This window comes from Picosynechococcus sp. PCC 73109 (genome assembly GCF_001521855.1).
GTDB lineage: Bacteria > Cyanobacteriota > Cyanobacteriia > Cyanobacteriales > MRBY01 > MRBY01.
In genome coordinates, this window is record NZ_CP014003.1 from 23,512 (window position 1) to 35,316 (window position 11,805).

The window sequence follows — 11,805 nt, forward strand, 5'->3', positions numbered from 1 at the left end:
CCATGACCCAAACTACTTCTAACTCCAATTTTTCTGAAGATGCTATCCGCAAGGCAACCGAGCAACCTGACTTTGATCAGCCTGTGGTGTTGCGCCAATCTCCGACCCTCTCCCGCACTATTATCTGGGTGATCCTTGGGGTCACTGTTTCCACTGTCGCTTGGGCGGCGATCGCTAAAATTGAGCAGGTTGTCACTGCAACCGGTCAGCTGCAGCCCCAAAAAACCGTTCAGGAGATTCAAGCGCCCATCAATGGTGTTGTTAAAGAAGTTTTTGTAGAAGATGGTGATCAGGTCGAAGCAGGCGAATTGTTATTAACCTTTGATTCTGACGCCGCCGCCGCTAGTCAAAAATCTCTCTCAGCGATCAAGCAATCTTTACTCCAAGAAAATCAACTTTACCGTGCCATCCTCAGTAATACTGCCAATATCCAGGCTTTACAACAGCAGCTCATCCGTATAGATCTACCACCAGAGGTGAGGGCTTTGGCACTCAATCGTCTTAGTTTGATCAGTGAAACCCAAGTACTCCGGGCCCAGATTGGTGAAAATAACAGTCCTCTCAGTGCTAGCCAAGCGGCCCGGGTATCGGCGGCCCAACGGGAGACCCAATCACGTGTGATGGCATCCCAACTCGAATTAGAGCAATTACAGCAACGGTTAGCCCAAACGAGATCACAACTGGCTAATGCTCGAACACAACTCGCCATCGATCAACAGGTGCTTGCGGATATTCGCGATCGCAACCAGCAGACCTTAACCCAAGCAAAAGAAAGCCTAGACATTGAAACTAAAATTTTAAATCGCGTGCAGAACCCTGAACTGGCCGGAGCTATCCCAGCTCTACAAATTGAGCGCCAAAGACAGCAGGTCGGCGATCGGCAAGCCCAGCTGATTGAACAGCATTCTAGTGGTGAAATTGAGCGTAAACAACAACAGCAGCAAATCGATAATCGCCGTGCCGAAATCGATCAACTCCTCAGGGAAGAACAACGGCTACAACTCGATATTCGTCAAGCCAATGCAGAGCTCACCAATGCCGAATCGTCTGTTGAGCGCTCCCAACGGGAGCAAGTGGATGGGGCTCAACAACGCCTAGCCGCCATTGATAGTGAACTCAACAAAATGATTGTTGAAAACAGCAAGCGTCTATCAGAAGTTGAGAGTCAACTGGCCCAAGTCAACGAAACCCTCAAATATCAAGGGGTGACAGCTCCCATTGCAGGGACTGTCTTTGATCTCCAAGCTAGTCCTCGTTTTGTTCCCCGTGCTGGTCAGGCTGAGCCACTGCTCAAAATTGTCCCCGATGATGCTCTGGTGGCTGAAGTATTTGTCACGAACCGTGATATCGGCTTTGTCCTGGAGCGTTTCCAAGCAAAACAAAAGACTACCCGGCCAGTTAGTGCTGATATTCGAATTGATTCATTTCCGTTCAGCAAATTTGGTGACATTGAAGGGGAGGTCATCAGTGTTGGTTCCGATGCCTTACCGCCTGATGAGATTTATCCTTACTACCGTTTCCCCGTGGGTATCTCTTTAGAGGAGCAAAGCCTGGATGGGCTGCCCTTACAATCCGGCATGTCTGTGAGCGTCAATATCAAAATTCAAGAAAAGCGCTCGGTATTGAGTTTGCTGACAAATCTATTTAACAAGCGCGTTGATGATTTCAAACAGCTACGGTAACTGAGCTAAAAAAACTTTAGTTACAATTGTCTTTATTTTTAAGTCTACCTAGGGTCGCACCATGGAACGGAAAAAACCAATCATACGCTAAGGATTATGTAAATATCTGAAAGCTTTGTTACATAGGAAATCCAGTGATTGACTATAAGCTCATGAAAAGAAAAAAATCGTATGTTAAGAGTTAAGAACTCGCAACCCATCATCTCTGAGTACACTTTTAGGTGAAACATAGCGATAGAGAGTTGTTCGAGCGATACTCAACTCCTGACATAAAGCCGCAACGATCGTATCTCGCTGTGCCATAGCCCCTTGAGCCAAACGTACCTGAGCCTTGGAAAGTTCAAACTTGCGTCCGCCTTTGCGTCCTCGAGCGCGAGCTGCCGCCAAATCCGCAATGGTACCTTCTCGAATCAAATCCCGCTCAAACTCAGCCAACGATGCAAAGATGCCAAAGATGCCAAAGACCAATTTTCCCGCAGGAGTTGTCGTACTAATAGTCGCCATAAACCCTCCTTCATGGCCCAGACAAAGCCAATGGCCAAAACGCACCTTATCGGTAAAATGAGTCGATTCCAAGCAAAAGCCACGGGCCTTAAGAGCCCCAAACAGGGTTTCAATTCCCCAGCGACGACGGTAATCTGTTAAAGCATTTTGAGGATCATGGGTGGTGATGATAATCAGAAACTCATCCTCATTGTTACTAGCTCTTCGTTTCGAGTCGAGACGAGTGCCCATGACATAGACTTGACGACTCCACCCCCACCGTTTTCCTGGCAGCATTCTTGTCGCACCTGTTTCGCTCCTTATCTTTTCTATCTGACGTATGCGCAGACGAAAGGGAGATTGGTTTATCCAGCATCAGATACGACAGCCAGGGTTTGCCAATAAACTCCCGGTCTCTCGTGAGATAGGCAATCTCAATATCGAGAAATAGAACTTCAAAGCGTTCAAGCAAATCCATACTGTTACTGTTTCCTTTCTTTTTCTCCAACATTTTTCACATCAGCGGATAGCCAATACCTTCATGGATAAAACAAAATATCAAGATATTGAAATCCGTTGCCCCAAAGGATCAGTTAGTGCGGTCGATGCTTAAAACTCAAGATTGCGGGATAGCTGCACTGTTCATCACCATCCTGGCGCTTTTGTCCATGTTGACGTCAAAGGACTGAAAGAATTTCTGCATGCGTTTGTAGTTAAATTCTTCTGCTGCATTGCCTCCCCAAACGGTGGCAAGTTCAGCGAGATTGACGGTTTTGGCCCGGAACAGTGCTATCAGGAAGAGGGCGATAAATGACAGTCTGGCTCCATGCCATCCGAGATGAGGTCGCAATTGGCGGCGAATTTCGCTAATCTGATTCATGAAGGGTTAATTGATTTGTGCTTATTTCTATCAAACCCTCTCTCTTTCTATTCTTTTCAAGCTTTTTGTCCCGTACTGAGATATCGATATTTATAATCGGCAGTTTATCTAATAATCAACAGGGTGACAATTGTGGGAAAAAAGGCAAATAAAATTACATCTTGGATCTTTAGTCTAGGTTTGGGATTGATTCCCATGATGACTTTGGGCGCATCATCACAGGCCGCTGAAAAAATTTATTTTATCTACAGCCCACTAATGGAGTCTTTAAAGATTGACTCTCTGAAAAGTTTTGCTGCAACGGGGAATGTTCCCCTCGACCTGAAATTTTACTTGGATATTGTGGGAGCAGATACAGAAGAACGTCAATTACTGCAAACGGCTCTCACCCGAAAAATTGAAATTGATCCGGTGCTATTGGCTCGCAGTTTAAAAACCGATGAAGGGGAAAGGTTATTAGAATCTTTTGGTCAAGTGGTCAATATTCGTGGAGGACGTAATGGCAAGTACGCGCTGCGGGGGGCAATTATTAAATCTGCCTTTGAGGAAAATGGCCTGACGTTATTAAATGTTCTGGATAATTTGGGTGTTGATGTTCAGGTTGATTTAGAACAATTATTTGGTTTTGCGGAAAATGTCTCCACGATTCTAGCGGGAACAGAACGATTTATTGAGGAAGTTGAACAATTGGCTAAGCAGGAGGCAAAATTCGCGGCGGTGGCTGATTATGGGCAACGCCCTGATTTGAGAAAGATGGGAATATTCGCTGTGGAGATGGAGACGTGGCAGTTGGCTGATCAAAAACGCGATCGCCAATTTTATGCCCAGATCTATCGTCCTCAAAAACCTTTGGGGGAGAAAGTGCCTGTTATTTTGATTTCCCATGGATTAGCCTCTGCCCCCGAAAAGCATCGTAATTTGGCGCAACACTTGGCCAGTTATGGGTTTGTGGTGGTGGTACCGCAACATCCGGGGAGCGATTTGGCCTATCTGGAGGAATTTGCGGTGGGTTACCAGCGCCAGGTGTCTGATTTGCAGGAATTTGTGAATCGCCCCCTCGATATTAGTTTTACGTTGGACGAGTTGGAACGGCGCAATGACACTGAGTTTGGGGGACGGTTGGATTTAGAAAATGTGGGTATTTACGGTCACTCCTACGGCGGTTATACAGCTTTGGCCGTGGCCGGGGCTTTTCCGACGCCAAATTTTGAGCAGTTGAATGAGGATTGTGCGGCGGAATGGGGCATTTTTAATAATGCGTTGTTGTTGCAATGTCGGGCGTTGCAGCTTTCTCCGGAGAGTTATAATTTTCGGGATCAACGGATCCAGGCGGTGATTGCAGCAAATCCGGTTAATGCCAGTATTTTTGGGGAAGCGGCGTTGGGTCAAATTGAGATTCCCATTGCGGTGGTAGCGGGAAGCTATGATCCGGCGACACCCTTTATTTTTGAGCAGGTGCGTTCGTTTCCGTGGATTCGCAGTGAGCAAAAATATCTAATCCTGGAGGAGGGTCAGGCCCATGTGGATATTTCTCGGCTTGATCTGGGGATTACGGGTTTGCTTGATCGCATTCCCCGTTTGAATTTACCGAGCCCCCAACTGTTGAATGATTATAGTGAGGCGATCGCCCTCGCCTTTTTCCAGGTCTACACGGCAAAGGATGACCAGTACCGCACCTATTTAGATCCGGCCTATGGGCAGTACCTCAGTCAAAATGAAGAATTTAAAACGTTCATGATTACCCAAGATTCGTTGCCGGAGTTAGAAACGGCGATCGCCGAATTCAAACAAGAAAATCAGATCGATATTAATTAGGCTTCAATAATCACCACAGGTAAAGGGCTTTTTTCTAAAATGGCCTGGGATACCGAACCGATCAGCAAATTATTAGGCGGGTGATGGTTGCGTTTACCCATAATGATTTCGCTCACTTGATGGGTATGGGCAATGTCCATAATCGTTGCGGGGACTGGCCCAGGGGTTGCGATAAACTGATAGCGGATGTCTGCAAGGTTACGGCGGGTCTGTTGTCGCAGCCGTTGCAACTCAGCCGGGTTATCGGTGCGAATCACATGGAGAACAATCACCTCCGCATCACTACGACGGGCCAATTCAGCGGTTTTGATTAAAACTTGCTGGGCCAGGGGCGATGTATCTACGGCAGCCAGGAGGACAGTGCGGCGATTTACAGAAACTTTGGTGGGGTCAATGTCGCCCCGTTCGAGGAGTTTGGGGGCAAAGGTGGGAATTGCCCAGGCACCGAGGGGAGCTGTCACCAAAATAGAGAGGGCCGATAAAGCGAGGATAATTTCACCCCCAGCAACGCCCTGGCTCAGGGGAATCGCTCCAATGGCCGCTTGCACCGTCGCTTTGGCAGAGTTACCAGGCAGCAAAAAAAGTCGCTCTCGCCCAGTCCAGTTACTCCCCAGGGTCGAGAGATACCAGCCGAGCGATCGCCCCCCCAAAGTACCGACCGCCAACACCAAGAGACCCAGCCAGAATGTATCACCGAGGACATCCAATTGGATACTGGCCCCTAGCAAAACAAAGAGAATAATCTGGGCGATCGCCCACAGACTATCAAAACTTCCCCGCAGGCGACGGGCCAAAGGTGCATCTAACTCAATTAAGAAAAAACCCGTCCCCATCACCGCCAGATAACCGGAGAAAATCGGCAAATATTCCGCCCCAATGACCAACAGTAGCGCCAAACCAGCGGCGATCAACCCATCTTGTACCGCATTATCTGTCCAATTTTGTCGCGCTAACAGGGAAACCAACAGGCGCGCCGTCACCCAACCGAGGATGACGCCGAGGCTAATTTGAGTCACGATTTGCAGTGGCAGCAATTGCCAGGGACTGAGACTGAGACCGCCGATTAATGTCGCCCCTGTCGCCGTGGTTTGGGTGAGAAAGGCCAGCAGCAGACTAAACACTAATAGCAACAGCACATCAGACAGGGCACTTCCCGTTAAAATTGCGTCGGGAATCCCTTTTTTGACGCCCCAACCGAGACTCTTTAGCCGCAGCATTCCTGGGACGATCACCGCCGGTGATTCGGCCCCCAGCACACATCCCAACAACAGCCCCGTCGCCCAATCAAATTGGAAAAGTTGCACCGCAATCAGCATAATGGCGATCGCCTCACAGGTCGCAGGTAAAAAACCGAGGCGGAGGGCCACACTACCCTGTTGGGCTAATTTCTCCCGGTCGAGGCCCAGACCTGCTTTCATCAAGATCACCATCACCGCCATTGTCCGCAGATCAGCGGCGATCGCTAAAACTTCTGGGGCGATCGCATTCCCCACCTGGGGGCCGAGGACAATACCAACAAGCACCATTCCTACCAGGGCCGGAATCCTGAGCCGTTGGGCAATTTGCCCCCCAAAAAAACCGAGCAAAAGAATCCAAATAATACTCTCTAACATGGGATCACGTTGTCGTTAGGGTGGTTAATCAACGTGACTTGTAGCGAAAAAAATTAGTGCAGCCTAGATCGAAATAGCCCTACTGCTTCACCACAAGTCGGAAGCGTAGGAGCCATTAGCCGAGGTGCAATTAAGAAAAATCCTGGGCGGTTTCGGTGAGCTCCATCACCATCGCTAAATTTATATCACAAAAACTGACTGATTGACCCTAAGGAAGTCTACTGCACCAAAATCCTCGAAAAACTTAGAGATTAATCTTGTTGCAGTGGGTTACGGCACTGGTGAGATTAATTTTTAGGCGAACAAAATCCGCACCGTCCGTCCAGTCGTTTTTGTCTGTCCATTACTGTTTAACAAACTTAGAATTCCATTAACCAGACAGCGAGAGAGCCTACAATGTAAGTGGTAAGTAGCCCATTCTATACACACTGAATTTATTGGCTTGGCCCTGGGTATTGCCCCCCGCAAATTAAGCTTGGACAAACACCTAGTTTCTACCTGATTTGTCCTCGCCAAACTCACTGCATCCTCCTAAATTGCATGGCTCATATTGTTGTAATCGGTGCTGGTATTGGTGGTCTGCCGACGGCCTATGAACTGAGGCACCTGTTGACTACCGACCACACTGTTACCCTCATTGCTGATACACCCCACTTTACGTTTATCCCTTCTTTGCCCTGGGTGGCCCTTGGTCTAAAAAGATTAGATCAGGTGCAATTACCCTTGCCAGCGTTGGCCCGTCGCCATGGTCTGCATTGGGTACAGGGAGCTGTGCAGCAGATTAATCCCCAGGAAAGGTATGTTTCGGTTGGGCCAGACGCAAAACGAATCGACTATGACTATGTGGTGATCGCACCGGGCGCAGCTTTAAATCTCGATGCTTTACCGGGTCTCGGCCCAGAGACAGGCTTTACCCAGTCAGTTTGTAATCCCCACCATGCGCTGCTTGCCCACCAAGCTTGGGAAAAATTTATCCAGAATCCAGGCCCGTTGGTCGTGGGGGCGGCACCGGGGGCGAGTTGTTTTGGCCCGGCCTATGAGTTTGCGTTGTTGGCAGATTGGCAACTGCGACGGTTGGGTTTGCGGGAGCAGGTACCGATCACATTGGTCACCCCAGAACCCTATTTGGGTCATTTGGGGATTGGGGGCATGGCCCACTCACAGGAATTGGTTGAGCAGGTTCTCCAGCAACAGGATATTGCAACCCGTGCCAATGCTGAGATTACCGCCATTAAACCGGATATGATTTGTTTGGCGGATGGGGAACAGCTACCCTTTGCCTACAGTATGGTTTTGCCGTCGTTCCAGGGGCCTGCTTTTTTGCGTGACTGTCCGGCGATCGCCAATTCCCAGGGGTTTATTCCCGTCTTGCCCACCTATCAACATCCAGAGTTCGATTCCGTGTATGCGGCGGGGGTGATTGTTGAACTAACGCCCCATGAAGCCACACCAATCCCCACGGGTCTACCGAAAACAGGACAAATGACGGAGGCGATGGGGATGGCCGCCGCCCACAATATTGCCCGACAGCTTAACTCCAATCTGGGTGCTCCGGTCACGGCGACCCTCGCCGCAATTTGTATGAGTGATTTTGGCGATCGCGGCATTATCTTCATCGCCGATCCGGTACAGCGGGAGCCAGGCATGGTCAAACGTCGCCGCTGTGTCGCCCTCGAAGGACGGTGGGTGAGTTGGAGCAAAACCCTTTTTGAACTGTTTTTCCTGACGAAAATGCATTGGGGTCTAACGATACCTTGGTTTGAGAAACTGGGCTTAAAGGCCTTGGGATTGCAGCTTGTGCGTCCCCTTCCTCCAGACTAAGTGCAGTGAAAATTTTGTCTTTTCAATGCTGAGAAAATCGAGATCTAGGATAATATTCCCAGGGGCTAAAATTTCCATTAATAGAGCCTTTAAAAAAGAAAAAGTTAGTGTTTTAATTCAGTTTCAATAATGCAGTTAGTGGATTACATTTACTTAATAAATGTGTGTTTAAATTCGTACTTGATTGCTTCATCAGAATTATTTTGAGAAATGAAAAGGGCACAGTTTTAGTTGAGATGCAAAATTTAACTTTTTGAGCATTTTTTAACTGTGCTGAATTGCACGCAGGAAAGTTTTTAAAAACCGAAAGTCATTAAACCCACCAGGGTTTTTTGCCAGTACGTGGATCAAGTTCTACCCAAGGGGCAATGCGGACATAATCTCCCTCTAAATAGATGTGGGCAAGCCATAGGGGAAGGGGTGCTGGGCCGCGAACCACACGACCTTCGGCATCATAGCGGGAACCATGGCAGGGACATTGAAACTGGTCGTCATTTTCATTCCATGGAAAGGTACAACCCAGGTGAGTGCAGTTATCGACAATACCCCAGGGATGAAGGGTACCGTCCTCTTGGATTGTGAGATAAGTGGGTTCCCCGGCTAACCCGGCGACTAGGGCTCTTGTGCCTGGTGCTTCGGCCAATAACTGGCTTGCTGGAATTAAATTACCATTAATATCTTTGGCAAGAATTGATCCATCTGCTCCCACTTCTTTAGGGGGATTAAAAAATTTTGCGACGGGATAAAGGGCGGGGCCAATGGTACTGGCAACCACTGCACCTGTGAGAAAGTTTAATAATTGCCGCCGGGAAAGGGAAGGGCTATCGATGGGCAAACTATTTTCCATGAATCATGCTCCTTGCTTCAATGAAATTTGCTGAATTGCTAAACAAAATAGAGGCTACTGACGGGTATTGATCTTGAGTAAACCGTAGAGCATACAAGAACCCAACACTGCACTTATCGTCAGCATAGCGGCAACGGCCACCAAAGCGGTACCGAGGACAGAGCCACTGTAGATAAACAAGCCCAAGTAAGCCAGGACGCTTGCGAATAAAAGGCGAATGAGGCGATCGCCAGTGCCAACATTGTTAAACATTTTGTTGATCTCCGACCGAAAGGTTGAGCAATAGAGCCGATGGAGCCAAATCTCTTGCGAACCTATTGAGATTGTTTTTGGCTGACATCTGACCTATTTATCAATATAAAGCTAATTAGTTATGTAGTCAATGTCTTTAGCTTGTTTTGGTTTGTCCACTTGCCCAAGCAGAGTTCAGTGAAAAACGCCTTAAATCTTGTTCTGACCTGACTTGGGCAGCTAGCGATGTCGATCCAGCTTTAATTGAAAAAGATTTCTAGTAGTTTGCTTGACAGGACAAGAATGATCCACTAAAGTCTCTAGGTTAATGCTAATTAATTGCAACTTCAGGGAGATGTCATCAACCCCATGACATTAGTCAATCGCGGTTAATGGGCCATGGGGTTTTTATTTCAGTTAAGTCATCGACGGTTATTTTTCTAAGGTTTTAAAACGTCCTAGGCCCAGTCAATATTTCTGGGCTGTTTATCAGTGGACTTTAATTTTTGCTATTAAGTTTCAACTATTTAGATCGATGCTTGGGTGTTTTCAGTTTTCAATTCAGGATTATTCTCAACAGCGGATTGCGTGGACATCTGTGCTACTTACTGTCTTAGTGGTAATTACGAGTATTGTTGCCCTATGTCAGGGGGCCGTCTCCATGGGGCCAGATCAAGTTTGGCAAGCGTTGCGACATCAGGGAGACCCGATGTTTCAAACGATTATTTGGGACTTGCGGTTACCTCGCATTGTGGTGGCCTTGGTAGTGGGGGCTGCTTTGGGGTTATCCGGTGCGCTCCTCCAAGGGTTACTCCGCAATAGTCTCGCCGATCCGTTTATCCTCGGTATTTCGGCGGGGGCTGGTTTAGTGGCGATCGCCTTTATTACCCTCAATGTCCTGGCGATTTGGATTCCCCTGGGGGCTTGGCTGGGGGCTTTAGTCACCGCAGCGGTAGTCTATGGCCTCGGCTATGTGGGCGGCGGTCTGTCGGTAGAACGTCTGGTACTGGCGGGGGTGGCGGTAAGTTCTCTGTTTGGAGCAGTGCAAACCACCCTCATTCTTTTGGCGGATGATAGTCGTATCCAGGCGGCCCTCAATTGGCTAATCGGTAGCCTCAATGGTCGTGGTTGGCAGGATTTGAGCTTGGTGGCGCCCTATCTGAGCGTGGCTTTGATTGTCGGCTGTCTATTGGGGCGGTCTTTAAATTTGCTGAATCTCGGTGATGATGCGGCGGTGGGTCTGGGGGTTTCCCTAGGGCGATCGCGGTTACTGATTGGCGGCATTGCCAGCTTATTGGCGGCTAGTGCAGTGAGTATTTCTGGCCTTATTGGTTTTGTGGGTTTGGTGGTGCCCCATGGGGTACGGCTCTTAGTAGGAGCAGACTACCGCTGGATTTTGCCCCTCTCGGCCCTGGCTGGGGCATGGGTTCTCACCTTGGCGGATCTGCTGTCTCGCTCTGGGGCGGTGGAATTACCCGTGGGAGCCGTCACAGCCCTATTGGGATCACCCTTATTTATTGCGTTGCTTTATCGGCGGGGTCGGGAGGCTCAGGCATGACATTATCACAGGCATTACAGGTACAACCGCCAGAATCTTCATGGTCATCTTTGCTCGAAGGAGAGCATCTGTTTGGGGGCTATACCAAAAGGTCGGTTGTTCAGGATGTCAATTTAACGGTTCATCCAGGGGAATGGCTGACCATTGTGGGGGGCAATGGGTCGGGAAAATCCACCCTACTCCGACTTCTCAGTCGCATTCTCAAACCCCAACGGGGAATAGTGCGCTTGGATGGCAAAGCAATTCAGCGGCGATCGCCCCAGGAAATTGCCCGGAGTCTGGCGATTTTGCCCCAACAATCCCGGATTCCGATGGGCTTAACGGTGCGGCAATTGGTCGGTTTAGGGAGAGCCCCCCACCAGCGCTGGTGGCAGTGGGAATATAGCGAGGCGGATCAGGCCCAAATTCATCAAGCCTTGGCCCAAACTCAACTGTTATCTTTTGCAGATCGCCCTGTGGCGCAACTGTCTGGCGGGGAACGTCAACGGGCTTTTCTGGCTCTAGCTCTCGCCCAAAAGCCAAAGATTCTCATCTTGGATGAACCGACGACGTTTCTGGACATTCATTATCAACTGGAACTATTGGAGCTGCTCAAGCAGTTAAACCGCCAGCAAAATTTGACCATTGTCACCGTTCTCCATGAGCTCAATTTGGCGACCCGTTACAGCGATCGCCTGGCCATGATTAAGGACGGCAAACTCTTTGCCCTGGGGACACCCACTGCGGTGATCACCCCGGAAAATCTGCGGTTTGGCTTTGGGGTAGAAGCGGTGACAATGCCGACCCCCGTAGGCTTACAAGTCTGCGTTTTGGGGCCAGCCTCGGTTTAATTACAGACACCACTACTCTCTCTCAAGTTTGGTCTTTCTCTACAT

At 48.9% G+C, this 11,805-nt stretch carries 8 protein-coding genes, 2 pseudogenes and 1 riboswitch; of the genes and pseudogenes, 5 read left to right on the forward strand and 5 right to left on the reverse strand.

All coding sequences use genetic code 11. From position 1 onward, the window contains the following. Window positions 1-2: 2 nt before the first annotated feature. Window positions 3-1,682: an HlyD family efflux transporter periplasmic adaptor subunit gene (locus tag AWQ23_RS15000; RefSeq protein ID WP_071884971.1), complete on the forward strand. Its 1,680-nt coding sequence runs from the start codon at window positions 3-5 to the stop codon at window positions 1,680-1,682. 174 nt (window positions 1,683-1,856) lie between these two features. On the opposite strand, the pseudogene AWQ23_RS15005 reads toward AWQ23_RS15000, so the two are convergent. Then, window positions 1,857-2,183, reverse strand: a pseudogene (locus tag AWQ23_RS15005) (recombinase family protein); the annotation flags it as partial. Next, window positions 2,180-3,045: pseudogene (locus AWQ23_RS15905) on the reverse strand (IS4 family transposase); the annotation flags it as partial. The pseudogenes AWQ23_RS15905 and AWQ23_RS15005, both read right to left, overlap by 4 nt. A gap of 198 nt (window positions 3,046-3,243) precedes the next feature. Between AWQ23_RS15905 and AWQ23_RS15020 the strand changes: the two are divergent. After that, window positions 3,244-4,860 carry an alpha/beta hydrolase gene (locus AWQ23_RS15020; RefSeq protein WP_255356015.1) on the forward strand — a complete coding sequence of 539 codons (1,617 nt, stop codon included), beginning with the start codon at window positions 3,244-3,246 and terminating at the stop codon, window positions 4,858-4,860. On the opposite strand, the gene AWQ23_RS15025 is transcribed toward AWQ23_RS15020, so the two are convergent. Then, a complete protein-coding gene (locus AWQ23_RS15025) occupies window positions 4,857-6,473 on the reverse strand; it encodes a sodium:proton antiporter (protein ID WP_062436964.1) in 1,617 nt (538 codons plus the stop codon). The genes AWQ23_RS15020 and AWQ23_RS15025 overlap by 4 nt on opposite strands. Window positions 6,474-6,572: 99 nt before the next feature. After that, window positions 6,573-6,652: riboswitch (Fluoride riboswitch) on the reverse strand. A 361-nt stretch (window positions 6,653-7,013) separates the two neighbouring features. Between AWQ23_RS15025 and AWQ23_RS15030 the strand changes: the two genes are divergently transcribed. Further along, window positions 7,014-8,294 carry an NAD(P)/FAD-dependent oxidoreductase gene (locus AWQ23_RS15030; RefSeq protein WP_062436965.1) on the forward strand — a complete coding sequence of 427 codons (1,281 nt, stop codon included), beginning with the start codon at window positions 7,014-7,016 and terminating at the stop codon, window positions 8,292-8,294. Window positions 8,295-8,607: 313 nt separating this feature from the next. Here AWQ23_RS15030 and petC read toward each other — a convergent pair whose 3' ends face one another. Both petC and AWQ23_RS15040 read right to left on the reverse strand, forming a co-directional pair. After that, window positions 8,608-9,141, reverse strand: a complete 534-nt coding sequence (gene petC / locus AWQ23_RS15035; protein ID WP_062436967.1) for a cytochrome b6-f complex iron-sulfur subunit — start codon at window positions 9,139-9,141, stop codon at window positions 8,608-8,610. Between the two features lie 54 nt (window positions 9,142-9,195). Next, window positions 9,196-9,393, reverse strand: a complete 198-nt coding sequence (locus AWQ23_RS15040; RefSeq protein WP_062436968.1) for a DUF2892 domain-containing protein — start codon at window positions 9,391-9,393, stop codon at window positions 9,196-9,198. Window positions 9,394-9,907: 514 nt separating this feature from the next. Between AWQ23_RS15040 and AWQ23_RS15045 the strand changes: the two genes are divergently transcribed. Both AWQ23_RS15045 and AWQ23_RS15050 read left to right on the forward strand, forming a co-directional pair. Then, a complete protein-coding gene (locus AWQ23_RS15045; protein ID WP_062436970.1) occupies window positions 9,908-10,930 on the forward strand; it encodes an iron ABC transporter permease in 1,023 nt (340 codons plus the stop codon). Further along, a complete protein-coding gene (locus AWQ23_RS15050) occupies window positions 10,927-11,760 on the forward strand; it encodes an ABC transporter ATP-binding protein (RefSeq protein ID WP_062436972.1) in 834 nt (277 codons plus the stop codon). The genes AWQ23_RS15045 and AWQ23_RS15050 overlap by 4 nt, the downstream gene beginning before the upstream one ends. Window positions 11,761-11,805: the final 45 nt, after the last annotated feature.